We start from the raw sequence: 25,730 nt of genomic DNA, 5'->3' as shown, positions 1-25,730 counted from the left end.
GTCTAAGCTCGGCAATGACGCTACGGACGCTCGACATAGGCGTTAGCGTTGCCGCGAATAATGTAGCCAACTTTCATAATTTAACAATTACAAAGATGACAGCATGACCGACGGACGATCGTTGACTCCTCATGTATCTGCTCCGAAACTGGGTGGCGTTCAGCCTCGCTCCCGGAATCAAGATGGACGGGGCAGCGATGAGCGCGATACCACGAGAACGCCAGGGAGGAAATAATCAAATACGATGAATTGCAGATCGCTCGCAACAGAGCGGCTACGCCCGGCCCCTCCTCTCTCCAAACCGAATCAAGACGCTCACAATCGAGTGTATTCTAGTAAATCTTTGATAATCTACCTTCTGGATGGTAGCTTTGTTAAATTCACTGCTCACTCATCCGGTTCGTACTGGGCAAGGAGCAGAGCCATTTGAGAGAGATTCACGATGAGCAAAAAGAAGATAACTTTCCAAAACCCTCAAGGTATGAGCCTGTCTGGTTTGCTCGAGACGCCAGAATCTCCTAAAGCCTATGCATTGTTCGCCCACTGTTTCACGTGCGGTAAAGATATCAAAGCTGCCGCAAGAATTGCTAAAGCGTTAGTCAACAACAATATCGCGGTGCTCAGATTTGATTTCACGGGCCTGGGCAGTAGTGAAGGCGACTTTTCCAACAGCAATTTCTCCTCCAACGTTGCCGACCTAGTAGCGGCTTCGGAATATCTGCGTGAAATGTACCAGGCTCCCTCCATCTTGATTGGCCATAGCTTGGGTGGAGCCGCAGTCATAGCGGCGGCGAAGTACATTCCTGAGGCCAAGGGCGTAGTCACAATCGGTGCACCCGCTGAAGCCGCCCATGTCATGAAGCAGTTCAGAGGTCATGTTGAGGCAATCAGAGACATTGGCGAATACAACGTGATGCTCGCCGGCAGAGAGTTCACGATAAAAAAACAGTTTCTGGATGACATTAAGGCCCAAAAACAGGATGCGAATATCGCTAACCTTCGACGCGCACTGCTTGTTTTTCATTCCCCAATAGACACCACCGTGTCCATAGAACAAGCCCAAAAAATTTATCTGGCAGCTAAGCACCCCAAAAGCTTTATTTCGCTCGACTCAGCAGATCACCTCCTTACTAACAGTCAGGATGCAGACTATGTCGCTTCCTGCATTACTGCTTGGAGCTCCAGATACCTCTGACCTAAGTCCACCTCCACCCAACCCAGAACACATTCGACCCCTTAACAGCGCGCTGCCATGTTGGATTACGAGGAAATTGAAAATGACTTACGATTTTGACCTTTATGTGATCGGTGCAGGTTCCGGAGGTGTTCGGGCTGCGCGCTTCTCCGCCGGTTTCGGCGCCAAAGTGGCGGTGGCCGAGAGCCGATATTTAGGTGGTACCTGTGTAAACGTTGGCTGTGTCCCGAAAAAACTGCTGGTTTACGGAGCGCACTTCTGCGACGAATTCGAGCACTCGAAAGGGTTCGGATGGACTCCAGGGGACGCCAAGTTCGAGTGGGCAACACTGATCGCCAACAAGGATCGCGAGATCAATCGACTGAACGGTATCTATCGCGATCTGCTGGTCAACAGCGGCGTGACCTTGCATGAAGGCCACGCCAAGATCGTCGACCCGCATACGGTCGAGATTAATGGTGAGCGTCACACCGCCAGGAACATTCTGATCACTACCGGTGGCTGGCCGCAGACTCCGGAGATTCCGGGTCATGAGCATGCGATCAGTTCCAATCAGGCATTCTTCCTCAAAGAACTGCCAAAGCGTGTTCTGGTGGTGGGTGGTGGTTACATCGCTGTTGAATTCGCCGGTATCTTCCACGGGTTGGGCGCCGAGACCACATTGCTGTATCGCGGCGATTTGTTCCTGCGCGGCTTTGACGGTACGGTGCGCAAACATTTGCAGGAAGAGCTGAGCAAGCGCGGCATGAACCTGCAATTCAATGCCAACATCGAGCGCATCGACAAGCAAGCCGATGGCAGCCTGAAAGCAACCCTCAAGGATGGTCGTCAGCTTGAGGCGGACTGCGTGTTCTACGCTAACGGTCGGCGTCCGATGCTCGACAACCTGGGCTTGGAAAACACTGGCGTCAAACTCGACAAGAAAGGTTTTGTCGAGGTCGATGAACTGTATCAAACCGCTGAACCGTCGATCCTGGCTCTGGGCGATGTGATTGGTCGGGTGCAACTTACACCGGTCGCGCTGGCAGAAGGCATGGCCGTAGCGCGGCGCTTGTTCAAGCCCGAGCAGTATCGCCCTGTGGATTACAAGATGATCCCGACGGCGGTGTTCAGCCAGCCCGACATCGGCACTGTCGGGTTGACCGAAGAAGATGCGCGAGAGGCCGGGCACGAAGTGGTGATTTTTGAAAGCCGTTTCCGGCCGATGAAATTGTCGCTGACTGAATGCCAGGAGCGCACTTTGATGAAGTTGGTGGTGGACGCCAAGACCGACAAGGTCTTGGGCTGCCACATGGTCGGCCCGGAGGCCGGCGAGATCGTGCAGGGTTTGGCGATTGCGCTGAAGTCGGGCGCGACCAAGCGAGATTTCGACGACACCATCGCCGTGCATCCGACGTCCGCTGAAGAGTTCGTCACCATGCGCACACCGGTCGCGGGTTAACCGCTCTTCGGTTATCTGATGCGTCTAGCCCTGTCGCAACGACAGCAGCTAGACGCACGCTTTCACCATCATCACGAACTTGTTGGCTCCGCCTGTGAAAGTTGCTCACGGGCAAACTCAGCCACTGTGTTCAGCGCTTTGGCCGCTGAGCGCAGGTAAAAGGCTTGAAGCTGAAAAACGTGCCATCGTGCTGCGTACACCTCCAGCCAGCAATTCACCCCACTGTTGACTGCGTGTTCGGCCAAACGTATGGAATCGGATAACAGCAGTTCATGGTCGCCAACCTGAACCAGCATCGGAGGCAGTCCTTGCAGATCCACTCGCAATGGACTGGGCGTCGCCTCATCGGAGGCATACCAACCCAATCCCTGCTCAAGCCAACCGCGACGAATCATGGGGTCTTCCTTAAGTCGCGAGATCATTGAGGCGCCGGTCAAGTGCTCGTCGGTTACCGGTGACATCAGCAGCAGCCCAGCGGCAAAAAGCTTGTAACGATCTCGAAGCTTGAGGGCCAAGGCCAATACCAACGCAGCGCCCGCCGAATCGCCTGCGAGAAAAATCCGGTTGGCGGCATAACCTTGAGCGCGCAAGGCTTCATAGCATGCCAGCGCATCTTGCAGTGCTGCTGGACAGGGATGCTCTGGAGCCAATCGGTAATTCGCAACCCATACCGACATCCTGGATGCCTTGGCCAAGCGACTGGTGATGCTCCAGTGCGTGTCCGGGGAGCCGAGGCAAAACGCTCCGCCGTGCAGGTACAAAATGACACCGCCGCTCTCACCTTGCTTGGGAGCAACCACCTGTACGGGAACACCATTGACCTGCTGGCAATAACGGATCACGCCAGTGGTGCCGGGCATCAGCCGGGAAAGTCCCCTGACCACCCTTCTCTGCGCGACGACACCCAATCCCGGCCCGATCAACGACCGAAATGTGGTGCGCAAGAAGCCTCGCAGAAAACGAGTTTTCATCACCTCAAGCCAATCTGGTGATTCCGCTATCGTGGTGCCTCCTTCGAACTGACGGCTAAAGCGGTAGGCGTGCAAAGCCGAGAATCGCGTTAGCCAGCGATAGCTTAGGGTGAAGCCTGGCCAATTTGTGCTGTTGTTGCCGGCTTCATCGACGTACCAGCTCTTGCATCCGTTCCACACCGTGTTGGCCAGGCGGTTCTGGGTCTGTTGGTGGAAACGGTCATACGCGCTTTGATCGACCTCAACTGTGTTCGTCTCCGTTGCATTCAAAGTGCGCAAGCATCGCATGATGTGGGCAATCTGGCTTTCAAGCATATACACGATCGAGTTGTGGCCAAGGTTGGTGTTTGGGCCGTAGAGCATGAAGAAATTGGGGAAGTTCGGAACCGCTAGTCCAAGATAAGCCCGGGTACCGTCGCGCCAAGCCTGATTAAGGTTTATTCCGCCACGCCCGACAATGCGCATCGGAGACAAAAATTCAGTGGCCGCAAACCCGGTACCGTAGACGATCGCATCGACCTCATGCTGTCTGCCGTCAGCGGTTTCAATTCCGTTCTCCGTAATACGGACAATACCGTCGGTGACCAATTCCACGTTGGGCCGGCTCATGGTCTTGAGGTATTCGCTAGACAGCAAAATGCGTTTGCAGCCGAACGGATAATCAGGAGTAAGTTTCTGCCGTAATACGGGATCAATCACTTGCTCGGTCAGCAGCTTGCGAAATGGAATACCGACCGCCCATTTCATCAAAGACTTGAACCGGGTAAACGCCAGAGCTCGTGATTCATACCGTAGATATATTGATGCGCGGTAAGCCTTCATCAACCAGGGAACATTGCGTAGCAGGGCTTTTTCTCGCTCGGAGTAAGCGCGGTCGGGACGTGGCATCACGTGCGCGGGGGAGCGCTGGAAAACCTTCAAGTGTTCCACCTGTCCGGCAATGGCCGGGACAAACTGGATCGCAGAGGCCCCGGTGCCGACTACCGCTACCCGCTTACCAGCTAACGAGTAGCTGTGATCCCAAGTGGCCGAGTGAAAGATGTGGCCCTTGAAATTATCCATGCCCGCCAATTTTGGAAATGCCGGGCGGCTCAACTGTCCGGTGCCGCTAATCAGCAACGAAGCACTCAGTACAGTTCCGTCCCTCTGAATGACCTGCCACAGCGAAGTCGCTTCATCGAATTCAGCGGAGGCGACTTCGACGCCAAAACGGATGTATTTACTCAACCCATATTTGTCGGTACAGCGTTGCAGGTAGTTATGAATTTCACCCTGCGGAGCGAACACTCGGCTCCAGCCCGGATTGGGCTCAAACGAAAACGAATATAAGTGCGAAGGTACGTCGCACGCTGCGCCGGGATATGTGTTGTCCCGCCAGACACCGCCTACGTCATGTTTTTTTTCCAGGATGACGAAGTCCTCGACGCCGGCCTTTTGCAACGCAACGGCCATGCCGATGCCAGCGAAGCCGGTTCCAATGATGATCGCGGTCAGGGGCATTGCGGACTGAAGGTCCACATCAAATTCATGCAACGACATAAGGTGCCTCATTCTTGTTATTGGCAATGGTCGAGTCTTCCGGCTCCACGGACAATTTCACCCGTTGAATACCCCGAATAAGATCAGCGGCTTTCTCAGCGATCATGATTGTCGGCGCGTTAGTATTGCCGCCGATGAGGGTTGGCATAATGGAAGCATCGACAATCCGTAAGCCCTGCAACCCATGTACGCGCAGCTTCGAGTCCACCACAGCAAGTGCGTCAACGCCCATCCGGCAGGTACCCACTGGGTGATAAACGCTGTCGGTGCGACGTTGCAGGATGGCGCGGATCTGCTCATCGGTGTCGATTTCTGCGGTATACAGATCTTGAGTGATCCAACTGGCAAGAGCGGGAGCCTGCATCAACTGACGGGTGATTTTGAACGCCGCGACCATGTCTTCAAGATCTTGTGGATCCTGAAGAAAGGCCGGATCAATCAATGGCGCCGTTTGCGGGTCATTACTGGCCAGCGACACCGCACCGCGACTGCGTGGTCGCAGAAGGCAAAAATGGCAGGAAAGTCCATGGCCGAGTCGCAATTTGCGGGCATGATCCTCGACCGGCGCAACGACGAAGTGCAGTTGAATATCCGGTTTGTCCAAAGCCTCGCGAGTTTTAAGAAACGCCCCGCCTTCGGCAAAGTTCGAGGTCAACATACCCCGACGCTCATTTCGAAAACGGACTGCCTCTTTCAGCAGCTTGACACCGCCGCCCATGGAGACGCCCATTGCGTCGAGGCTGGGTGTTTTGTAAACGAAGACAAAATCCGGGTGATCCTGCAGGTTCTGGCCTACCCCTGGAAGATTCAGCAGGACTTTGATGCCGTGGCGTTCCAGTTCTGCCTCCGGCCCCACACCAGAAAGCATCAACAGTTGTGGCGTCTGAAAGGCTCCGGCAGCAAGGATTACTTCCCGATGTGCCCGTAACACGTGAATCTGGCCGCGTTGAAGAACTTCCACACCTACGGCGCGGGTACCTTCGAACAGGATGCGTTGAACCTGTGCCCGGGTTTTCACCGTTAGATTGTTGCGTACACCGATATGAGGAAGAAGATAGGCTCGCGCTGCACTACAACGCTCACCATGCTTTTGCGTCACTTGGTAAATACCTACGCCTTCCTGCTCGACACCGTTGAAATCGTCGTTGAGCGGCAACCCGGTCTGACGGGCCGCGTCCAGGAATCGCTGTTGAAACGGGTTGTCGGAACGCAGATCGCTTACCCACAAAGGCCCGCCTCGACCGTGCCATTCGTTATCGATTCGCTCGTTGTGTTCGCTGAGGCGGAAGTAAGGCAGCACGTCTCTGAACGCCCAGCCGGTATTACCCAACGAAGCCCAATGGTCGTAATCCCATTGATGTCCCCGTACATAAATCATGGCGTTGATCGCTGACGAACCGCCCAATGTCTTACCGCGAGGCTGGTAGCCCTTGCGGCCAGCAAGAGATATTTGCGGAACGGTTTCGAACGACCAGTTGTTCACCGAAGTCGGCACCATGGACACCACGGCGGCTGGGATATTTATCAGACTTGATTGACCACCTCCCCCCGCCTCCAGCACACAAACGCTGACGTTCGGATCTTCGGTCAACCTGCTCGCAACCACACACCCACCGGAACCACCACCCACAACGATGTAATCGAAGGTCTTTTTCATTATTGTTTTCTCACGCACAGGACAGTGCGAAGTCCCAAACGTCTAATCAGAAACGTTTAAAAGCGATTTCTGATTCGCGCCAAGCACCGCGACAGCCTTTATTGTTGTTGAAACGGCTAGCCGAACACGGATGATGTTGACGCCTATCAGTGAAGAGACCAATGCTGGAAAGGGCCAACTGCTTTATTATTTGGGCCAATCTTTCGCAATAGGCAAAGAGTCATGAGCTTTCGGGATTTTACGCGCGGCCCCGCCAGCGCCTTGTTACAGCTCGAATTCGGTCGTGAGAAAGGCCTGTCGGTCACTAAAATTCTTGCGGGCTCTGGACTGACTCAGGCGCAATTGGGCGATCCGAACGTCGAGTTGACCGCCGATCAGGAGCTACGCGTGATCAGCAATTTGCTGACACTTCTAGGGAATCCATCCGGCTTGGGATTTGAAGTTGGTACACGCTATCACTTCTCCACTTATGGCCTGTTCGGTTACGGCTTGATTAGCAGTGCGACTACAGGTGATGCCTTGGCATTGGCGTTGCGCTTTCTGCCGCTCACCTACGCTTTCACCGTCATTTTGTATGAAGCGCAAGGAAATGACGGCGTGTTGACCTTTCAAGCGCCTGGGCTAGCGTCGGACTTGCGTGATTTTGTGCTGGCTCGGGATATGGCTGCAGCAGCAGTGCTCCTGAACGAGTTGGCTGGTGAACACTTCGCACTGTCGCGTTTTACTCTCAGAGCTACTGCACCAACGCTACCTGGCATCGATCATCTTTTGGGCACCACTCCGGCCTACTCGGCCAGCTGCAATAGCCTATCCTTCAATCGTGCATTCCTGTCACACCCCTTGCCCCAGGCCAATGCCGTCACGGTAAGCATGTGCGAACAGATGTGCACAAAGTTGATGCAAAGCAGAGTCGCCCGCTCGGGCATGACTGCCCTGGTGCAGCACTACCTAACTAGCTCCGAAAACACACCAAGGGATCTTTCCGAAATTGCCCGTCTGACCCATATCAGCACGCGCACCCTGAAGCGCCGACTGAGCGATGAAGGCACCACGTTTCGAACACTGCTGGCAGAAGCCCGCAGCAGCAGCGCCATCGAAATGATCAACGACTCCCGCCTGAGCCTGACCGAGATCGCCGAGCGACTAGGCTTCAGTGATTTATCGAGCTTCTCTCAAGCATTCAAGCGATGGCATGGGGTGGCACCGAGCAATTTCCAAAACTCAAAAAAACAAAAGTGATCACCGGAAAGGATTTTCGGGTTAATGAATCCCTGCTTTGCCAAATACAACCAATAGCGCTCACGCGCCCTTCACCAGAATAAGCGACTCGTATCAGCAGTGGGGTCTTGAGGCTGGTTGAAACGATCCTTGCGTTCGCCTATGGACAGAAACTTCCATGTAGTAGAGGCAAAATCGCTCCCCGCCATCCAATTGGATAATACTTTTACTAGTGTCATATTTTTTAGAAGAAAATTCTAAATTTGATGTGTTTTCTGAAAAAGAACAGAAAATTTTCCGTTGAGAAATGCCCTATATTTTATTGAAGCCCATGTGTCGTAGATAGCTTGTAGCTAAGCACCACAATGAGTTTTTAGCCAAGTCGTGGGATGTCAAAACCATAGCAACTATGAGAGGTGATCATGGAACAAATACCATTGTTTATTGGCGGTGTATGGCGTAACACGCATCCCACTGAATCGATCCCCGTAATCAATCCGGCAACTGAAGAGCAGATCGGACTCATTGCAAAAGCTAGCTTGGCTGATATTGAAGATGCGGCTATCGCAGCTGAGAAAGGCTTTGCGACATGGAAGCAGGTTTCCGCGCTCGATCGTGCATCGATTATGCACAAAGCGGCAAATTTGATTCGTGAGCGTGCTGAAAATATCGCTCTGGTGCTCACTGCCGAGCATGGAAAGCCCTTGGCGGAAGCAATGGGTGAAGTCGCAGCAACTGCTGATACCATCGATTGGCATGCTGAAGAAGGAAGACGCGCGTACGGGCGTGTTATACCTTCGCGCGCACTAGGGATTCATCAATTTACTCTGATGGAGCCTATCGGGCCTGTAGTGGGTTTTGCCCCATGGAATTTCCCGCTCATTCAAGCAGTGAAAAAGGTCGCTGGTGCGCTGGCCGCCGGCTGTTCGATCATCTTAAAAGGCGCAACCGAGGCACCTACGTGTGCTGTTGAGCTTGTGAAAGCATTCGCTGACGCTGGCGTTTCTCCGGGAGCCGTCAACCTACTGTTTGGCGACTCGAGCCAGATTTCTGAGCATTTGATTGCTCATCCCTCGATCCGGAAAGTGACCTTCACCGGATCAACGCCAGTGGGCAAAAAGCTTGCAAGCCTCGCCGGGCTGCATATGAAGCGATCCACAATGGAGCTGGGTGGCCATGCGCCGGTAATCGTTATGGACGACGCGGACATCGCAACCGCAGTTAAGATTTCTGTCGCCGCTAAATATCGAAATGCGGGCCAGGTCTGTGTCTCCCCTACTCGCTTTCTTGTTCACTCTAAAGTGTTCGACGAGTTTGTTTCCCGTTTCGTGGAAGGCGCACGCGCAATCAAGGTAGGCGACGGTCTTGATCCGACGGTAACAATGGGCCCGATGGCTCATTTGGGCCGGCTTAAGGCAACAGAAGAACTCGTGGCAGATGCTGTATCCCATGGAGCGAAGCTGGAGACTGGCGGCAACCGCGTGGGCGACAAGGGTTATTTCTTCGAACCCACCGTTCTCACGAATGTACCGGTGACCGCCCTCGCCATGGTTGATGAACCCTTCGGGCCGATTGCAATAATCAACCCGTTCGACGACATCGACGAAGCCATCAAAGAAGCGAACAGACTGCCATACGGTCTTTCTGCATACGCCTATACGCGATCGCTTAGCTCGGCCAATAAGCTGTTTAACGGCATCGAGTCTGGCGCCATCTCGATCAACCATCACAGCGTTGCCCTACCCGAGCACCCGTTTGGCGGCGTAAAAGATTCTGGATACGGAACCGAAGGAGGCCCTGGCGCACTGGATGCTTTCATGACCACGAAGTTCGTTTCGCTTGCGAGCGTTCTTTAACGTTCGGCGAACGTGTTTTTTAGTCGCTATCGAGCACGGCTGCATTCAGGAAATAACGCGTCGCTAACTATTGGAACTCATATGCTTACTCCGAACATTATCGAGCGTCTTGTCGGCGCAAACGAAAACTCTCCGCTCGCGATGGCCATTGCTGAGCGGGCAGAAATTATGGCGCTGAGCCAAGCGAGCCATGATGCCGTGATCATTCCGAAAGATCCCGGTGGTCTGTCACATGCAGAACGTGCAGCTCTTGCTGAACGAATCGCTCGGTTGAGCAACTCTGAAGAATTGGCTGATCACTACCATGCTTGCCTTGAGACCGCTGGCGGTGATGAAAACCTGTATGTCGCTGCCAATCCTGAGCAGGCTGCATTCGGGGACGAGCGCTTCATGGAGATCATCCGATTCACAGATCTGGTCACCAGAAAACCGCGAGAAGCTACTAAGCAAGATATCGATGCGTTGAAGGCAGTCGGGATCTCAGAGCCGGATATTGTCAGGCTAACTGAGGTGCTCGCGTTCGTTAACTACCAGCTTCGCGTCGTAGCAGGATTCAAAATTGCAGGAGAAATGAAATGAGCCAGGTCGTGCATAATTTCACCGTATCGGTGCCTCACTGGTCGCCGTACATCAAGCCTGTCGAGTTAGAAAGTGCGAGCCAAGAGCAGCTTGATGCGATGAAAGTGACTCCATCGAGCAAAAAGATCTCGGAGTATGTGCTCACTCTCGCCCATGACCCCGAATCGCTCGCGGTGCGATCCCCTTTGTTCAACGCCATTATGTATGGCCGTGCCGGCTTGCCCCCAGCTGAGCGTGAACTTGGGGCGATTGGTTCTTCAATTGTTAATCGATGCGTCTACTGCGCTGCAGTACACGGCGCCCGATACAATCAGCTAACCAAAAGTACAGAGCTGGTCGCAAAAATCTTTGCAGACGAAACCGAAGCACAATTGGATGATCGCTCTCAGGCGTTATTTGACTTTGCGGTTGAGTTGGCCAAGTCCCCCCCAATGCTGAATACACGGCATGCCGATGCCTTGAAAGAACTCGGCTTTGACACGCTTGGTGTCGTTGATCTGGTATTGGCTACAGCCATTTTCGGATGGGCAAATCGCTTGATGCACGTTTTAGGTGAACCCGTAAAAATCTGATCTGCGCATTCACCACTAACGGGCAGCCACGAACTGCCCGTTAGCAAAACACTATGTCGCTGCACTCCCGCCATCCAACTCATCCCCTTCGCCGCTCCTAGATCACCGACTCGCTCCGTTTCGAAAGGCGTCCATCATAGCCGTGGAATATCCGCATCAGTCGTGCTAAATAATCATCGTATTACTTTGCTGAACTCGAATTCACGGTAGCAATACTGCGCCTATAAAGCGGCGTGTCTCTTCCAAACCATGCATAGCACGTCGGGCTAACGGGCATAAAATGACTAGACCTCTCACTGTCAGTGCCACTTGGCTTGTAGGGGTCATCGAAGAACTTTCTCGGCAAGGTATCGAGCCTTCCCGTTTGGGAGCGCCTTGGGCTCAACACTTAGAAGACGTGGCGCCTACGCGACAGCTTCAACTCGTACAGGTGAGAAGGCTTTGGCAACGTGCCATGTACCTGTCGCAGGATCCACTACTCGGTTTGAAGGTTGGCATTGCACTCCCGTTGCAATCGATGAACGTCGTTGCCTTGGTCTTGATGCACAGCAGTTCATTACGTCAGGCGCTCGCCCACACTGTCAGACTGCAGCAACTGGTCAGCAACTCTGGTCGTTTTTTTACTGAACCGGCTTCCAACGATGGAGTTCAGCTGATTTACCACGTAACACCTAGCCCAGTCGCGATGCATCCCGCCCAGCTAGATTCGCTTTTTGCCGCGTACATGCGCCTGCTCTACAACTGTATGCCGGCTGACCGTAGGCCAACCAGAATTGAACTACCTGGTACTGACGCGTGTTTAGCCGACCGCTATCAAGTCTATTTTGAATGTCCAGTCATTCTCGGAGTCGAGCACGCTCGTGTTGTATTTGGCGCTGAACTGCTGGACTCACTCTGGCAGGCTGCTGATCCAACACTGCTTCGCATCGTACTCGGTCGCGCGGAGACGATGCTTAAAACCCAGGGTCGTTCCGACACGCTCGTTGATTACGTGACAGCAGCCATCGCCGCGCAGGGATTCTCGGAAGCGAATTGCGACAGCGTTGCGAGCTCGCTGGATCTCAGCAGGCGTACTCTTCAGCGTCGATTGGCTGAGCGCGGTTCATCATTCCGCCAATTACTGGAAGCGGTGCGTATGAGCGAGGCATTGGAAGGCTTGGCCGATCCCAATCTGCCGCTTGTGATGCTGGCAGAACGGCTGGGCTATGCAGAGCCCAGCGCTTTTTCGCATGCTGTGCGAGGTCATTTCGGTAAAGCACCTAGTGCGCTGCGCCTTGAATTAGCAAGCAGCTTCCCTGCAGGAGGAAAGGCCCTTGCAATCAACAGCACTGAAAGCTCAGACCACCAAGGGGCGTCTTGTAAAGCCGATTCGACCCGGTGTGAATTTGAGGGCTAAAGCTCTCGGAAAAGATCACGTTCAAGAACGGCACTTGCTGCGACTAGCCCACTGACCATCGCGCCGCTGACCCCTGCAGCGGTCACGTCTTGTCCGCTGAAGAACAGACCTTGAACAGGGCCGTGCGCGCGCATCCAGCGCTGTGCAAAACGAAGCGGCGTCTGCTCATACCCCATGAAATTCCCATGACTACGGTTTAGAAAGTGATTGAAAGTTAGAGGGGTAGCTAACTCGGCATGAGCAATGCGACCGCCGATTTGAGGATAATGTTTTAAGGCCACCGCCAAAAGGTCTTCTTTAAGGCTTGCCGTCATGTCCTCGTACTCTGCCCCTCTGCGCATCCACTTCGTGCCAGTGAAACGCTCGAACACCGACCAATCAGTTAAGCCGCAAATATCCATCGTGCTCTGCCTAGGGTGGCGCTCGGCCCAACTCGGATCCCGCAGTGATGGATGGGCAATGAAATGCAGGGGCATGGGCTGTCCCTCTGGATCAGCTTTGTACCGAGCGAGATTCGCTGGTAGATCGTTGCTTGGGTGCACCCAAAGATTGGCCGGATGAATGTTCAGATCTGCGTTTGCGATGTCGATGCCAAGGTTAAGCACAGCAAAACATTGAGTTGTACCAATGCTCTTAGTCACCTCACCCAATGGCTGCGCCAGTTCTGGATTTGCATGAGCCAGCAGCGGTACGGTCTGAGAAATACCAATCGCACTGACGACTCTGTCCGCGAGAATTTGGCTTCCGTCAGCGGTTTTAACACCTACCACGCAACCATCACGCATTTCGATGCTCACAACTTCTGCCGCCACCAGGCAAGCTCCTCCTGCAGTACGAACAGTGTCGGCCATTGCTGTCGCGATGCGTTGCGAACCGCCAACGGGATAGCTAGCACCATCGATGTAATGGCTGAAGACCATGGCATGGATCGCAAAAGAGGCCTCATCGGGAGAATTGCAGTAGTCCCCGTAATTCCCGCACCAGACCGCCTTGAGGTCAGCGTTGTCCGTCAATTCGTCCAAAACCTCCCGTACCGTCCGCTGCGCAAACGGCATGAATGCGGCCTGGGCCTTGGGGAACGCCGCATCAGACGCTGAACGTGGCAACGCCCGCTCTCCAAAGAAGGTTTTCGCAGCCCGGCTTGCCTCACCCACTAGCTCTACATAACGATCGATCGCGCGCGCGTCCTTCGGAAAGTAGTCCTTGAGTTGATCTTTGTAGGCTTCTGCACCGGCCATATGATCGTAGCTATTGGCACCTACGATAATGCGATTGTAGTTTTCGGGCATGGGCGCCCATTCAAGTTGACCACCTGAGACTTTGTCGAAAAGGCGATAGAGGCCACTCGTTTTGCGGTGTACCTCACCCATATAGTGCAGACCTACGTCCCACTCAAAGCCTTGGCGTTTGAAGGATTGCAAACAACCGCCCAACACCGCGTGACGTTCGAGCACCAAAACGCGCTGTCCTTCGAGCGCCAACAATGCGGCTGTGCTTAGGCCACCTGCGCCAGAACCTATAACGATCGTGTCGAACCCGCCGTCTAACTCACCACGGGCCAACGCACGCTTAAAACTCAGATCGTAATCGCTCATCGTTCGTCCCCTTCCCTTCCCTGCCCTTTCCGGGATTTTTATAGATCATTGCTGCGCAGTCGCTACGCAACCTGGCTGAGTGTGGGTACGTGGTGAATCGGCGTGAATGGCACCACACGCCAAAGATTTGTTTCGACGCGACATTTAAAAAAGGGGGGGGGAACAACAATCGCCAAAGGTATTGGCATCCCAAATCAATTCTCTGTCGCACGGTAGCAACGACAGCAGAGGGCTGGCATCGCAGAATCCCTTCACGGTCATCCTGTAATTATTTATAAAAATGAGAGAAGGGCCTGCGATGATGGACAGCAACTTTAGGCATATTCAGGTGGAACCCGAGGCTCACGGTTTTGGAGCCAGGATTACTGGTATCTCGATTGATAAGCCACTCACGGCAGCTGTACTAGGAGAGGTGAAAGACGCGTGGGCTAGGCATTCGGTAATTTACTTCCCGGATCAGCCGCTCTCCCACGCACAACTGGAGGCGTTCACGCTGCAGTTTGGTGAGTTTGGAGTAGATCCATATATCGTTCCGATGGAGGCGCATCCGCACATTCTCGAACTCAGACGCGAGGCTGATGAAAAGGCAGTTAACTTTGGTGCCCAGTGGCACTCAGACTGGAGCTTTCAGGAACAGCCGCCGGCGGGAACAATCCTTCATTCCAAGATCACTCCGCCCGTAGGTGGCGATACGCTTTTTGCCGACGGTTATCGTGCCTACGATGACCTATCTGAGACGATGAAGGGACTCATGAATCATCTTGTCGCGATACATTCTGCAAGCATGCCCTATGGCAAAAATGGCCTGTTTGCAAAAGAGGCTGAAGCGCGCTCAATGAAGATAGTGGTCAGCGAGGACGCTGACAAAACCTGGCCGCACCCGCTGGTACGTGTACATCCCGTAACGGGGCGCAAATCCCTCTACGTGAGCCCTGTCTACACGCAGGGTATTCAGGGTTTGACTCATGGAGAATCAACGGCACTGCTGAATTACTTGTATCAGCACATGGTGCAGGAGACATATGTCTACCGTCACCGATGGGCGCCGAACATGCTTACTCTGTGGGACAACCGCTGCACGCTTCACAATGCAGAGGGTGGCTACGACGGCCACTTACGCCTCATGCATCGAACAACCATCTCAGGCGAACGCCCTGTTGGTGTTGCCGCCGTTTAATCAATAAACCAGGGAAATACACCCAATGATTGACGTAAGCATACTGTACCCGAATGAAGCTAGCGCAACCTTCGACTTCGATTACTATCGTGAGCAGCATATGATGATGATTCAGCAGAAGATGGCCGGGGCCTGCAGTCACTTCACTATTGAAAAAGGCCTTCAAGGCCCAGTGCCGGGAAGCGATCCGACCTACCTTGCGATAGGCCATCTCTTCTTCGAATCACTCGACGCGTTCACCGCAGCATTCGGGCCGCATGCCAAAACCATCGGGGCCGATATCGCCAATTACACCAATCTCAAGCCCATCATTCAGATCAGCGAAGTGCTAGTAGGCTGATCCCCCAGAAACTGATTGGCGCGAACCGAAAGGCACCTGGTTTTTTAAGAGCCAAGTGCCGATTTATTTAAAGCTTGCATAAGAGCCATGAGTTTATTAATAACCAATTATGAGTCAAGACTGACTACCGGCCTTGCGCATTTTCACAGAGGTTGATCAGTGACACATCTGAAGCCTCTCCATCAAGAAATAAATTCAAATATTTCTCATAAGGCCTTATGTCAATTTTGGCTTCTTTAAGCCAGTCAGCGTCGTAATACGTAGAGGCATAACGATCTCCCGAGTCGCAAATTACCGATACTATCGACCCTGTCTGCTTCTGTGAGCGCATTTGCTGCGCGATACAACAAACACCAAAGAAATTCGTTCCCGTAGAACCACCAACACGACGCGATAGCCGCTCTGAAAGAACGTGCATGGCAGCAAGTGAAGCTGCATCTGGAATCTTTATCATGTGATCGATGACATCAGGGATGAACGAAGGCTCCACCCTAGGCCGACCTATACCTTCGATCCGAGAGGGAGTGGCACAAGTGCTCGCCTTATCCCCAGTATCGTAGGATTCGTAGAAAGCAGAATGTTCAACGTCAACTACACAAAGTCGAGTGCTCAGATGCTTATACTTGATATACCTTCCGATTGTAGCTGACGTTCCTCCAGTGCCGGCACTCATAACGACCCAAGCTGGTTCAGGATCTCGCTCCATCGCCATTTGTGAAAATATACTTTCGGCGATGTTATTGTTACCACGCCAGTCAGTAGCGCGTTCTGCATTTGTAAACTGATCTAAATAATGACCACCCGTTTCACGAGCAAGTTGCTCGGCCACCGTATAGATAGCCCCAGGATTGTCAACAAAGTGACATGTTCCCCCTAACCGATTGATTGCATCGACTTTCTGGCAACTGGTGGAACGCTGCATTACTGCAGTAAAGGGCAGATTTAGGAGCTTAGCGAAATACGCCTCACTGACAGCTGTTGAGCCAGAAGATGCCTCGACTAACAAAGTACCTTTCTTTATCCAACCATTGCAGATGCCATACAGGAAAAGCGATCGTGCCAAGCGGTGCTTCAGACTGCCTGTAGGGTGAGTAGACTCATCCTTCAGATAAATCGATATCCCAGGCAGCCCGTTAAAATCTAAAGGGATCAGATGTGTATCGGCAGAGCGATTGGCATCCCCCTGCAACACGCCGATAGCCCAGCGAGTCCATTCTTTATCCTGATTACCGAGATTAAGATTCATAAATATCCTGTATTTGGCTACTGATTCAACATTCAGTCCAGCGCGACAATGGCATCTACTGCAACGAGGGCTCCTTTTGGTAGTGCGGAAACCTCGAATGTGGCGCGAGCAGGGAACGGAGAAGAGAAATAGGTAGCATATACATCATTCAACTTCGAAAAATCACTTAAATCCGTTACCATTATTGTTGTTTTGATAGTCTTTGAAATATCGGTGCCCGCTGCTTCAGCAATCGCTGAGATATTGCTAAGGCACTGTTTCATTTGAAGGAAGGCATCGTCCGCCACCAGCTCTCCTTTGGCTGGGTCAATGCCTAGCTGCCCCGAAACAAATAGATATTCGCCATGGCAGACTGCTTGGGAATAAGGGCCAACGGCAGTAGGGGCTAACAAAGTTGAAATATTTCGCATAAAAGGATCCTTACCCATTATCAATGGATCTTAAAAATTTATAATTTTATTTCAGCAAAGGTATCGATTAACGATACCTTTCATAGGCCAAGCAACTATAAACAATTCAATCAGCTAAAATTTTTCTTGCTTGAGATGAATTACTAAACGGAACAACTCCTACCATCTCATGTTCTGCATAGTCGGTGAATTTATTATAGATTTCTTCAGCATCCTCAAGATAAAGCGATTTGGTGATACCACGTACCGCACGAGGAACCGAGTATCTGAACCCGCTGATAGCCGAACCGGAAAGCCCCATACTTACAAGGGCGCTGTAGGTAAAGTTGAATATATTCTTAATATAGGGAGCTTCCCCAGGATTTTTTTCGACAAACTCAAAATTCTCACCTAGGTAAGGATGGCTGGATATTTGAGCATCATCCTCCCCATGGGCAGGACTATATTTGTCTCGCCATAGCGCTATATCATCGGAAATACTTGTAAGCTCTGGGCGTAGTGAAAAATCGTTCACAAACCCAACAGCAACTATCAAGTAGTCGACCTTGAGCTTGTCTCCAGACGCAAGGGTGACCTCAACTTGTTCTTTTCCGTCATCAATGACGAGTTTCACCCCTTCCCAGGCAGCATTGGTACGAACGCTCGCACCTTCTAAACCCGACAATCGATTGTAGGCGTCCTGCGGAGCTGGAATGTTGTACCTGAACATATGCCGCATGTATTTCCACTTCAGGGAATTATCCATATCAGCGTAATGATTAAGAAACCCTGCTTTTGCCATCCAGATCTGAGGATTAATACGCTGGATATCCTTGCGACGAATACAAACAATCGCTTCTAACGCTCCCGCCTCAAGCGCGGTCGAAGCGTTATCGAATGCAGATGCGCCTGCACCGAGAACAGCTATCTTCTTACCCACAAGCTTGGCAAAATCAATATGTTCTCCTGAAGAAGCATATCGATCTTTGGGCAATGCCGATGAGATGAACTTGGGCACATGCCACGCCCCACTGCCATCAACGCCCGTCGCAACAACCACTCTGCGAGCATAAACAACGTCGTGAGCCGATATTTCTCCTCGACCGTCGAATCTGTTCAGCTCTAGTCGAAACAGTTTGTCTTCTGGAATGACGTTGGAGACACCGGTAAGATTCTCGACTGGGATCTTCAACGTATCGCGACACCATGTTAGATACTCTTGCCAGTCGCCTTTCGGAATCTTGATCAGCTCTTCCCAAGCCTCTTCGCCGTATTTGGCTGTGTACCATGCTTGAGGTGCAAGACTGGTTAATGTCGCATCAATCCCCGGCAGATGCTTTACGGTACGCAAAGTGCGCATCCGCGCCGTATTATTCCAAGGGCCTTCCATCCCCTTGGGTTGCCGATCAAAAACAACGATGTTATCAACCCGCTCGCGCAAAAGCCCCGCAGCGATTGCCAGCCCGCCTTGGCCTCCCCCGATGATAGCAACGTCATAGACATGCTTGCCGCTAGGGTGCGTCTTGGGCAGCACCCAAGGATCATGGGGAAAACGTAGAACGTGGAGATCGGCCTGTACCCTGGACGCCAATTCATCAAGAGCACTACATTCTGTTGATTTCACACTCATTTTTCTTCACCTATCTACATAGATCCGAAATATAGGTCATCTCGTCGCAAACAGCCCTAAAGGCCACTCATATCGCTCTTTCGCTAATCCGGCTTGATAAAGTCAGTGTATTCTTCCTTCACTAAAAGCAGTTTCCAATCTTCACCGCTAAAGCCAAGCAAAATCGAATAGACTTCTAAAAAAATCTAAACTTTTGGAAATATTTTCCAAACATTCGCTAATGCGTGAACAAAGATCTCCAACAACATTGCAGAGCTCACAAGTTTTTTTCGTCTTAATTACGTAAAAAGTAACGTATTGCGATAGAAACGAATTCCAGCGTCATACGCTTCTAATGCGATCTCACGCATTGGATATTTCGAAGACGTTCTTAATGGCAACGGAGTGATTACATCATCGCCGAGTGCGATTTTAGCCAGCATTTTTCCGAAATAGGCATTTGGCGCAATGCCTCGCCCATTACATCCGATGGTTGCAAAGATGCCCGGGCGCGGTTCAACGAGATGCGGCAATCTGTCGACCGTTTGGCCAAGCGTGCCTGACCACCGATAGCCCCATTTGAATGTAGGCGCGAATGGGTAGACAAACTTCATTGCGCGATTTACCCAGTTATCCCCTTCTGAATGAATGGGAAGAAATCCTATAGATCCAACATGAAGACGCCCTACCGGGTCATATCTGAACCAAAGCGGTATCTTATGTGTGTCCCACATGGCGATGTAGTGAGGCAAAATGCGCTCTCTCCACTCAGGAGGTAGTGGATCTGCAGTAGCGATACCAAAAGCACCAAGAGGCATTATTTCCTCTTTGAAACCTGGTACCAGATCATTACTGTATGCGTTGGTTGAAAGAATAACCTTGTCGGCTTTTATTGTCGTATTGGCGGTAGTCGCTACCCATCCGCTACCTGAAGGTTCCAGGGATGTCACTTTAGATCCGGTGGAAATTCTAAGACCTCTGGCGACTGCAGCTCGCGCTAACCCGCGTACGTAGGCAAGCGGCTGAAGGGTAAATCCACGATGATCGATCAGCGCAGCTTTATACCGGGTCGAACCATTCATCTCTTCGAGTTCAGAGCCATAGACCATCTGTACATTCGCGCCCAAGGCTTGCCAATCCGAAGCCTGAGTTTCGAGCTCTCTTGTTTTTTGAGGTGACGTTGAACAGCGGATGATGGGCCTTTCGTCAGCGGCACAGTCAATTCCGTAATCGCGTATCAGTTGACGGACAACGTCAGGGGCGCTGCCCAACTCCTTCAAGAAAAGCTCGCCATAATCGGGGCCTAACGCGCGGAGGATTTGTTCAGGTGAGAGAAACTGCCCAGGATTCACTTGCCCAGCGTTACGACCGCTCGCACCCGAGCCAATTTCCTGTGCTTCAACCAATATAGTTTTGGCCCCGCGCTCAGCGCAGTGAAGCCCAGCGGTCACACCATTGAATCCACCGCCAATGATCAAGACATCGCAGGACTCTCGCTGCGCCAGGATCACACTTTTTGGCCTTTCCCCACCGGTCGCAGTCCACATTGAATGGGTGATTTCAGATTCTTGTCCGCTAATGAAAGGTCTATCGCCATTAAACATAGTCATCCTACTTCGCTACGAGCGCTTAATTTATTAACTGTTTTCAATCGCTACAAAGGGTTGCTTTTTTGCTTAACTAAATAGCCATGGTATGCAAAATTTTCCGTTCCAATGCTGTGACGGCGCGAGTAATAGGAAATGCAATTACAAAATAAATTACTGCGGCAGCGGTCAATAGCTCCACTGGATGACCTGTTCGGTTAGAAATATTTTGACTAACGAACATCAAGTCAGCCATGCCCACGGCGGAGACGAGAGCGCTCTCCTTAAACAAGCTGGTACAGTTGGACAGAAGCGTGGGAGCAGCCCTGAGAAGCGCTTGTGGTAGAAGAACGTACAAAGTATGAACACGATAAGTAAGCCCTAGCGCAACCCCCGCATCATGTTGTTCTTTACTAACAAAACTGAACGATGCGCGGAACGTCTCACTCGTAATCGCCGCCATATACAACGTAAGCGCGATTATTCCGCAAGTCAGATTCGATAGCTCCATACCTAAGACCAGAGGCAAGCAGAAAAATATCCAAAATAATTGAATGAGCACTGGAGTACCGCGAAACAGAGCTACATAGACAGTGCTGATCCCATAGATAATCTTATTCTTTGAGCTCCTTGCAATCGCAACCAAAAAACCTAAAGCGCACCCCAACACAACGCATATCGCCGTGAGCTTTAGAGTTAACAAAAGGCCAAAAAGCAACGCAGCCTTGTAATCGAAGATTACTGAAAAATCTAGTTCCATGGCCGCATCCTCATGAATTTTCCGCTTTACGGCGTCGCTCTATGTATTCTACGAGCTGTGATATAGGGAACGATATCGCAAAATATATAAGAGCAATAATGGTAAACACCTCGATAGGTCGATAAGTGTCGGTGGCCAGTATTTTTCCCATATACATGAGATCTTGCAATGCGACTATCGCAACCAGGGCAGTTTGTTGGAATGCACCAATGCCGTTTGCAACCAAAACGGGTAGCGCCGAACGAAATGCTTGTGGGAGTACCACATACACAGTTCGTTGAAACGGGGAAAGTCCCAGAGCAACAGTTGCATCGTATTGATTGCTTTGAACTCCCTGGATGGCAGCCCTGTACGCTTCCGCGTTGAATGCAGCAAGGTTGAGTCCAATCGCCAAAATACCCATCGTCATTGCGTCGATGTAAACGTCGAAGATGATTGGTATGCAGTAGAAAAACCATACGATCTGGACAAGCGCAGGGGTACAGCGGAAAAACTCGATAAACAAGGTAAAAGGCCAACGGAGTATCGGATTTGGGCTCATAACCAATAGTGCAATGATGAAACCCAGAGTCAATCCAATGATATTCGCCGCTACGGTGAGTTCCAGGGTTACGACTAACCCTTTGAGCAGCGGCCAGAGACCATTCGCGATAAAGAACAAATCAAATTGATAGTTCACGTCCGACTCCTACAGTCTCACCAATATGAAAGACTCGCTGTATGAATTCTCTCGTTCGAGCTTCCTTCGGTCTACCGAGTACCTGCTCAGGAGGCCCATCTTCGACCACCACGCCGCCGGCGCAGAAGATGACACGTGAAGCGATGTTTTTGGCAAAGTGCATATCGTGAGTGACTATCACCATAGGCATCGATTGCTCGGCCAGATGCATAATGACTTGTTCGACCTCAGCAACCAGCTCGGGATCGAGAGCAGAAGTAACTTCGTCAAATAACATCAACTTAGGATCGAGCATCAAAGCTCTTGCGATGGCGACTCGTTGCTTCTGCCCCCCAGACAGGTGAGCTGGATAGGCTTTTTCCTTCGCCTCCAACCCGAACCTCGTCAACAAACCACGTGCTCGAGCTTCTGCCGACTGCCTTGATTCACCTCGCACCTTAATAGGTGCGAGAGTTAGATTCTGAAGAATATTCAGATGTGGAAATAATGTGTAATGCTGAAACACCATTCCTATATTACGACGAATCTCCTTATCGATTACCGTCCTGCCAAACTTATCGGTCGTAATATAGTTTTTACCCTGAAACAGCAATTCGCCTTTATCAATATCTTCTAGCCCCATCAACACGCGTAGCAGTGTGCTCTTCCCTCCACCACTTGGGCCAATTACTACAACGCGGTCACCTGGGCACATGCTAATATCCAGACCTTGCAGCACAGGTTTTACGCCGCCCGCATAACTCTTATGCAGGCCTTTCATTTCTACGAGATATTTGGTATTTGCCATTAGCCTCTACTCCAAGCTCAGAAAACATCCAATAATCACTGAGAACAATTACTTGGTCTCGTGAGCGATAGCTTTTTTTATCAGCTCATCCATGTGGCCAGATGTAACTGCATCATTGATATAAAGATCTAATACTTGAAGATCGGCATATGAGGTGTCACGTCGTAGTCCAAACGAAACGCCTTTTTTGTCGATTGCCGGCACGGGCTTAAGAACGACAGCCCAGTCGGTGTGAGAGGCGGCAAACAAGTCATTGGCCGCAGATGTATCAAAGATCACATCGGCTCGCTTAGACATTACTGCCAATCGGATCTCATCCGGGCCAGGCAAGCGCATAATCGATGCGTTTTTGATAATGGCTGTGAGGGACTTATCCTGAGCAGTACCTGAAGAGACAGCGATGGTCACGCCAGGCTGGTCAATATCAGTAAGGCTTTTCGGCTGATTTGTCTTGGGATTCTTCTGATTGTAGACAAACGTTGATTCGGTAGCTGATAGGTTTTTTGAGAAGACGATAGAGAGCGCACGTTGCGGGGTAGCCGTAAGTGCCGGTGCCAAATCCCATTTTCTGGATTGCAAGCCAGCGATCATGTTGTCCCAACTGGTATCCACAAATACCGGCTTGACCTTCAGAATCTCAGCAAACTCTCTGCACGCATCGACGAAGAAACCTGAATACTCCCCGGTGGCCGGATCTTTCATGATGTACGGCGGAGCTTCTGCGGTGCCACAACGAATCGACCCAGATTTTTGGGCTGCTGCCCAAACGCCATCCCCCTCACCCTCGGCGTAAGCACCCGACGATCCGGAAACCACTCCTACTAGAACCAATGCCGGTAACAGACGCATGCCCATACGTTTGAAAATCATATCGGTATCTCCCAGTGATGCGCCGGCTAAGCGCAGATTCGAGGGGATGGCCCTCTAAGCCTCTTGTTATTTTCGGTGCGCCAGCTTTTGGGCGGGGACGCACCTCTTTTTTCTCCCTGGTAAAGCACTCTGCTCGATCCGTGTAGCTGATGAAAAAAGACTACCATTTGACAATAGGTAAACTATTGCAAAATTTCCACACCTCAGCCTCTTGACATAGAAGCAACTTCCAATGTTTTCTGTATCTGTGCAATATTTTTTCGAGGCCGTGTAAATGACCAGTTCTTCAAAGCTGTCGGATCGCTCCACCCGTCTAGACCGTATCGATCGCCGAATACTGGCAGGTCTACAGCGTGACTCTACTCAGCCTGTCAATGAGCTTGCAGAGCAAGTGGGGCTCTCTATGACGCCCTGCTGGCGCAGAATTCAGCGCCTAGAACAGCAAGGTTTCATCAAGAAACGTGTCGCCATCCTCGACAGAACGACGCTGAATGCAAAAGTGACAGTGTTCATAATGATCAAAACAAGGGAGCACTCCATCGAATGGATAGATCGCTTCCACAAAGCCACACGCGACATGACCGAAATTGTCGACATTTATCGAATGAGTGGTGAGGTTGACTATCTAATTCGAGCTTTCCTACCAGACATCCAGGCGTACGACGCGCTTTATAAAAAAATCATCAGTCAGTTACCGGTCGCGAATATGACATCTATGTTTGCAATGGAAGAAATTAAATCGACAAGCGAAGTACCTCTTGAATTTATTCCAGACTAAATCAGATTTTGAATCAGCTCGTTACAACTAGACGGGCTGTTCCCTACACGCTAACCAACTGAATTATCGATATTTTTTATTCAGAACCTTGTTTTGCATAGTTCCACAGCAGCGGATAAAACTCTTGGAAATCCGCACTTAGCGGCTCATACAGCTCTGTCAGCTCTTCGTATGCCGCATGCAAGCCTTCTGGCTGGGATAGGCGCAAGGAAATGACTTCCAGCCCATGTCCGATCATCGAAAAATCCCTATACGCGCCAAGCCAATTTTCCGAAATGATTAATGGCGCGATCTGGGCCAAGCGCTCCGGCAACGCGGGCTCATCCTCTAAAAGTCGGTAGATTTTTTGAGAAAAAACGTCCAGGGGCTGATCGGCGTATCGCTCCCAATCCCGCGCTAAGCAATGATCAAAAAACATGTCGAGGGCGATACCTGCGTAGCGACGTTTTGTGACGGGAAATCGCTCCAGCGCCCTTCTAACCAGTGGATGGGAATCCGTAAAAGCATCAATTCGGCGATGCAGCCTGATTGCCTCTTCAGTCTGAGTAGAAAATTTTCCTAAAAGCGCACCCTTCACAAAATCTCCATAAAGACTCCCCAGCAACTGCTGTGGCTCCTGACCGCCTAAGTGGAGGTGTGCAAGGTAGTTCATAGTGATTCCTAGTAGCTGAATGGAGGCTGGCCACACTATTGAAGGAGAGTTCCAAGCGTAAAAAAATACCCTTAGCAGGAACACTACCAGTCAATAGGTAGGTCATCAACACCAGATTTTCCCTCCCCCAATACCCTCGTGTGGCAGACGATGGTCAACCGCCGACGCGTTCAAAGCGACATGATAAAATCGAATATTTAATCCACCGTTAATAGTCAACCAATTAGGTGGCGGCATGTGACAATATTCAAACCCCTTGCCGGTGAGCATCCGGGCTGTTAATTCCACGTAGGATGCTATGCAAGACGGTAAGCAAACCCGTGAAGCCCTCAATGCTTGCTTGGCGCAGGTGAGTAGCCCCACCCCGAGACGTGAAGGGCATGACATAGCTTTGGTCGCCCTACAAATCAGGCCCGGTTCAACCAAGTGCCCCATGTGGTGTGGAAAATGAGGATGGAATACCGGGCATCGCAGACTCTGTGAAATCTGCGCGGATGGTAATGGACGCAGGTTTTGGTGATATCGAAATCATGGCTGCCAATGACTTTCTGTTCGATTAGTTCCTAAGCAGTACGCCGAACATTCGAACGGACCAATACAGTGGCTTCGTTGAAAACCGTCAGCGCTTCCTGCTTGAGACTATTGATTCGGTTGCTGCTGAAATCGATGGTTCCAAGACCGATGTAGGTTGCTCCCCGTTTGGGGACCTGTATGACGCTTGCATATACGACGGTGAGAATAAATTTAGACGAGCACGGCAGCAGCGCTCAATGAGCGGGAACTAGAGTTTATTCAACTGAACTGCTTTGCCGCGCAGACACTTCAAGGTTTCAGTGGT

At 51.4% G+C, this 25,730-nt stretch carries 23 protein-coding genes; 11 read left to right on the top strand and 12 right to left on the bottom strand.

Going from position 1 to position 25,730, the window contains the following annotated elements; all coding sequences use genetic code 11:
* The first annotated feature begins 442 nt into the window (after nucleotides 1-442).
* Both L6D81_RS08440 and gorA read left to right on the top strand, forming a co-directional pair.
* Nucleotides 443-1,195, top strand: coding sequence for an alpha/beta hydrolase family protein (locus tag L6D81_RS08440; protein WP_236178688.1), 753 nt, complete (start codon nucleotides 443-445; stop codon nucleotides 1,193-1,195).
* 82 nt (nucleotides 1,196-1,277) lie between these two features.
* Nucleotides 1,278-2,636, top strand: coding sequence for a glutathione-disulfide reductase (gorA, locus tag L6D81_RS08435; protein ID WP_236178687.1), 1,359 nt, complete (start codon nucleotides 1,278-1,280; stop codon nucleotides 2,634-2,636).
* A 71-nt stretch (nucleotides 2,637-2,707) separates the two neighbouring features.
* Here gorA and L6D81_RS08430 read toward each other — a convergent pair whose 3' ends face one another.
* Together L6D81_RS08430 and L6D81_RS08425 are read right to left on the bottom strand one after the other, a co-directional pair.
* Nucleotides 2,708-5,146, bottom strand: coding sequence for a flavin-containing monooxygenase (locus L6D81_RS08430; protein ID WP_236178686.1), 2,439 nt, complete (start codon nucleotides 5,144-5,146; stop codon nucleotides 2,708-2,710).
* Complete coding sequence (locus L6D81_RS08425; RefSeq protein WP_236178685.1) at nucleotides 5,133-6,803, bottom strand: GMC family oxidoreductase; 1,671 nt, start codon at nucleotides 6,801-6,803, stop codon at nucleotides 5,133-5,135. The genes L6D81_RS08430 and L6D81_RS08425 overlap by 14 nt, the downstream gene beginning before the upstream one ends.
* A 222-nt stretch (nucleotides 6,804-7,025) precedes the next feature.
* Here L6D81_RS08425 and L6D81_RS08420 point away from each other — a divergent pair, with 222 nt between their 5' ends.
* The 5 genes from L6D81_RS08420 (at nucleotide 7,026) to L6D81_RS08400 (ending at nucleotide 12,424) form a co-directional block, all read left to right on the top strand.
* Entirely contained in the window at nucleotides 7,026-8,042 is a 1,017-nt protein-coding gene (locus L6D81_RS08420) for an AraC family transcriptional regulator (protein ID WP_236178684.1), read from the top strand.
* 401 nt (nucleotides 8,043-8,443) lie between these two features.
* On the top strand, nucleotides 8,444-9,877 hold the full coding sequence (locus L6D81_RS08415) for an NAD-dependent succinate-semialdehyde dehydrogenase (protein WP_236178683.1): 1,434 nt from the start codon (nucleotides 8,444-8,446) through the stop codon (nucleotides 9,875-9,877).
* A gap of 81 nt (nucleotides 9,878-9,958) precedes the next feature.
* Nucleotides 9,959-10,456 carry a CMD domain-containing protein gene (locus tag L6D81_RS08410; RefSeq protein ID WP_236178682.1) on the top strand — a complete coding sequence of 166 codons (498 nt, stop codon included), beginning with the start codon at nucleotides 9,959-9,961 and terminating at the stop codon, nucleotides 10,454-10,456.
* Entirely contained in the window at nucleotides 10,453-11,028 is a 576-nt protein-coding gene (locus tag L6D81_RS08405) for a peroxidase-related enzyme (RefSeq protein ID WP_008015715.1), read from the top strand. The genes L6D81_RS08410 and L6D81_RS08405 overlap by 4 nt, the downstream gene beginning before the upstream one ends.
* Before the next feature lie 280 nt (nucleotides 11,029-11,308).
* Nucleotides 11,309-12,424 (top strand): AraC family transcriptional regulator, encoded by a 1,116-nt coding sequence (locus L6D81_RS08400; protein ID WP_276574201.1) that lies wholly within the window; start codon nucleotides 11,309-11,311, stop codon nucleotides 12,422-12,424.
* Here L6D81_RS08400 and L6D81_RS08395 read toward each other — a convergent pair.
* Nucleotides 12,421-14,019 carry a phytoene desaturase family protein gene (locus L6D81_RS08395; RefSeq protein WP_236178680.1) on the bottom strand — a complete coding sequence of 533 codons (1,599 nt, stop codon included), beginning with the start codon at nucleotides 14,017-14,019 and terminating at the stop codon, nucleotides 12,421-12,423. The genes L6D81_RS08400 and L6D81_RS08395 overlap by 4 nt on opposite strands.
* Nucleotides 14,020-14,317: 298 nt before the next feature.
* Here L6D81_RS08395 and L6D81_RS08390 point away from each other — a divergent pair, with 298 nt between their 5' ends.
* Both L6D81_RS08390 and L6D81_RS08385 read left to right on the top strand, forming a co-directional pair.
* The gene (locus L6D81_RS08390; RefSeq protein WP_236178679.1) at nucleotides 14,318-15,196 is read left to right on the top strand and encodes a TauD/TfdA dioxygenase family protein; all 879 of its coding nucleotides are present in this window, start codon (nucleotides 14,318-14,320) and stop codon (nucleotides 15,194-15,196) included.
* A 25-nt stretch (nucleotides 15,197-15,221) separates the two neighbouring features.
* Nucleotides 15,222-15,536, top strand: a complete 315-nt coding sequence (locus L6D81_RS08385) for an EthD family reductase (protein ID WP_236178678.1) — start codon at nucleotides 15,222-15,224, stop codon at nucleotides 15,534-15,536.
* A gap of 124 nt (nucleotides 15,537-15,660) precedes the next feature.
* Here the strand turns inward: L6D81_RS08385 and L6D81_RS08380 are convergent, their stop codons facing one another.
* The 8 genes from L6D81_RS08380 to L6D81_RS08345 form a co-directional block, all read right to left on the bottom strand.
* Nucleotides 15,661-16,782 (bottom strand): PLP-dependent cysteine synthase family protein, encoded by a 1,122-nt coding sequence (locus L6D81_RS08380; RefSeq protein WP_236178677.1) that lies wholly within the window; start codon nucleotides 16,780-16,782, stop codon nucleotides 15,661-15,663.
* Nucleotides 16,783-16,814: 32 nt separating this feature from the next.
* The gene (locus L6D81_RS08375; protein WP_236178676.1) at nucleotides 16,815-17,192 is read right to left on the bottom strand and encodes a Rid family detoxifying hydrolase; all 378 of its coding nucleotides are present in this window, start codon (nucleotides 17,190-17,192) and stop codon (nucleotides 16,815-16,817) included.
* Nucleotides 17,193-17,298: 106 nt separating this feature from the next.
* Nucleotides 17,299-18,801, bottom strand: coding sequence for an FAD-dependent oxidoreductase (locus L6D81_RS08370; protein WP_236178675.1), 1,503 nt, complete (start codon nucleotides 18,799-18,801; stop codon nucleotides 17,299-17,301).
* A 278-nt stretch (nucleotides 18,802-19,079) separates the two neighbouring features.
* Nucleotides 19,080-20,390, bottom strand: a complete 1,311-nt coding sequence (locus tag L6D81_RS08365) for an NAD(P)/FAD-dependent oxidoreductase (RefSeq protein ID WP_236178674.1) — start codon at nucleotides 20,388-20,390, stop codon at nucleotides 19,080-19,082.
* 70 nt (nucleotides 20,391-20,460) lie between these two features.
* Entirely contained in the window at nucleotides 20,461-21,126 is a 666-nt protein-coding gene (locus tag L6D81_RS08360; RefSeq protein WP_236178673.1) for an amino acid ABC transporter permease, read from the bottom strand.
* A gap of 10 nt (nucleotides 21,127-21,136) precedes the next feature.
* A complete protein-coding gene (locus L6D81_RS08355) occupies nucleotides 21,137-21,805 on the bottom strand; it encodes an amino acid ABC transporter permease (RefSeq protein WP_236178672.1) in 669 nt (222 codons plus the stop codon).
* Nucleotides 21,789-22,592: an amino acid ABC transporter ATP-binding protein gene (locus L6D81_RS08350; protein ID WP_236178671.1), complete on the bottom strand. Its 804-nt coding sequence runs from the start codon at nucleotides 22,590-22,592 to the stop codon at nucleotides 21,789-21,791. Before L6D81_RS08350 ends, L6D81_RS08355 begins: the two co-directional genes overlap by 17 nt.
* Before the next feature lie 48 nt (nucleotides 22,593-22,640).
* Nucleotides 22,641-23,462, bottom strand: a complete 822-nt coding sequence (locus L6D81_RS08345; protein WP_236178670.1) for a substrate-binding periplasmic protein — start codon at nucleotides 23,460-23,462, stop codon at nucleotides 22,641-22,643.
* A gap of 274 nt (nucleotides 23,463-23,736) precedes the next feature.
* Here L6D81_RS08345 and L6D81_RS08340 point away from each other — a divergent pair, with 274 nt between their 5' ends.
* A complete protein-coding gene (locus L6D81_RS08340; RefSeq protein WP_236178669.1) occupies nucleotides 23,737-24,240 on the top strand; it encodes an Lrp/AsnC family transcriptional regulator in 504 nt (167 codons plus the stop codon).
* A 76-nt stretch (nucleotides 24,241-24,316) separates the two neighbouring features.
* Here L6D81_RS08340 and L6D81_RS08335 read toward each other — a convergent pair whose 3' ends face one another.
* Nucleotides 24,317-24,892, bottom strand: a complete 576-nt coding sequence (locus L6D81_RS08335) for an acyl carrier protein phosphodiesterase (RefSeq protein WP_236178668.1) — start codon at nucleotides 24,890-24,892, stop codon at nucleotides 24,317-24,319.
* 581 nt (nucleotides 24,893-25,473) lie between these two features.
* Here L6D81_RS08335 and L6D81_RS08330 point away from each other — a divergent pair.
* Nucleotides 25,474-25,677 carry an oxidoreductase gene (locus tag L6D81_RS08330; RefSeq protein WP_305380623.1) on the top strand — a complete coding sequence of 68 codons (204 nt, stop codon included), beginning with the start codon at nucleotides 25,474-25,476 and terminating at the stop codon, nucleotides 25,675-25,677.
* The last annotated feature ends 53 nt before the right edge of the window (nucleotides 25,678-25,730 follow it).

Origin of the sequence: Pseudomonas sputi, assembly GCF_021603585.1 — a bacterium.
In the GTDB taxonomy this organism is placed as follows: Bacteria; Pseudomonadota; Gammaproteobacteria; order Pseudomonadales; family Pseudomonadaceae; genus Aquipseudomonas; species Aquipseudomonas sputi.
This window is presented reverse-complemented; position numbering and strand designations above follow the sequence as displayed.

Coding starts and splice junctions, on each gene's coding strand:
- L6D81_RS08440 (WP_236178688.1), top strand. CDS start 443: ATGAGCAAAAAGAAGATAACTTTCCAAAACCCTCAAGGTATGAGCCTG.
- gorA (WP_236178687.1), top strand. CDS start 1,278: ATGACTTACGATTTTGACCTTTATGTGATCGGTGCAGGTTCCGGAGGT.
- L6D81_RS08430 (WP_236178686.1), bottom strand. CDS start 5,146: ATGTCGTTGCATGAATTTGATGTGGACCTTCAGTCCGCAATGCCCCTG.
- L6D81_RS08425 (WP_236178685.1), bottom strand. CDS start 6,803: ATGAAAAAGACCTTCGATTACATCGTTGTGGGTGGTGGTTCCGGTGGG.
- L6D81_RS08420 (WP_236178684.1), top strand. CDS start 7,026: ATGAGCTTTCGGGATTTTACGCGCGGCCCCGCCAGCGCCTTGTTACAG.
- L6D81_RS08415 (WP_236178683.1), top strand. CDS start 8,444: ATGGAACAAATACCATTGTTTATTGGCGGTGTATGGCGTAACACGCAT.
- L6D81_RS08410 (WP_236178682.1), top strand. CDS start 9,959: ATGCTTACTCCGAACATTATCGAGCGTCTTGTCGGCGCAAACGAAAAC.
- L6D81_RS08405 (WP_008015715.1), top strand. CDS start 10,453: ATGAGCCAGGTCGTGCATAATTTCACCGTATCGGTGCCTCACTGGTCG.
- L6D81_RS08400 (WP_276574201.1), top strand. CDS start 11,309: ATGACTAGACCTCTCACTGTCAGTGCCACTTGGCTTGTAGGGGTCATC.
- L6D81_RS08395 (WP_236178680.1), bottom strand. CDS start 14,019: ATGAGCGATTACGATCTGAGTTTTAAGCGTGCGTTGGCCCGTGGTGAG.
- L6D81_RS08390 (WP_236178679.1), top strand. CDS start 14,318: ATGATGGACAGCAACTTTAGGCATATTCAGGTGGAACCCGAGGCTCAC.
- L6D81_RS08385 (WP_236178678.1), top strand. CDS start 15,222: ATGATTGACGTAAGCATACTGTACCCGAATGAAGCTAGCGCAACCTTC.
- L6D81_RS08380 (WP_236178677.1), bottom strand. CDS start 16,782: ATGAATCTTAATCTCGGTAATCAGGATAAAGAATGGACTCGCTGGGCT.
- L6D81_RS08375 (WP_236178676.1), bottom strand. CDS start 17,192: ATGCGAAATATTTCAACTTTGTTAGCCCCTACTGCCGTTGGCCCTTAT.
- L6D81_RS08370 (WP_236178675.1), bottom strand. CDS start 18,801: ATGAGTGTGAAATCAACAGAATGTAGTGCTCTTGATGAATTGGCGTCC.
- L6D81_RS08365 (WP_236178674.1), bottom strand. CDS start 20,390: ATGACTATGTTTAATGGCGATAGACCTTTCATTAGCGGACAAGAATCT.
- L6D81_RS08360 (WP_236178673.1), bottom strand. CDS start 21,126: ATGGAACTAGATTTTTCAGTAATCTTCGATTACAAGGCTGCGTTGCTT.
- L6D81_RS08350 (WP_236178671.1), bottom strand. CDS start 22,592: ATGGCAAATACCAAATATCTCGTAGAAATGAAAGGCCTGCATAAGAGT.
- L6D81_RS08345 (WP_236178670.1), bottom strand. CDS start 23,462: ATGATTTTCAAACGTATGGGCATGCGTCTGTTACCGGCATTGGTTCTA.
- L6D81_RS08340 (WP_236178669.1), top strand. CDS start 23,737: ATGACCAGTTCTTCAAAGCTGTCGGATCGCTCCACCCGTCTAGACCGT.
- L6D81_RS08335 (WP_236178668.1), bottom strand. CDS start 24,892: ATGAACTACCTTGCACACCTCCACTTAGGCGGTCAGGAGCCACAGCAG.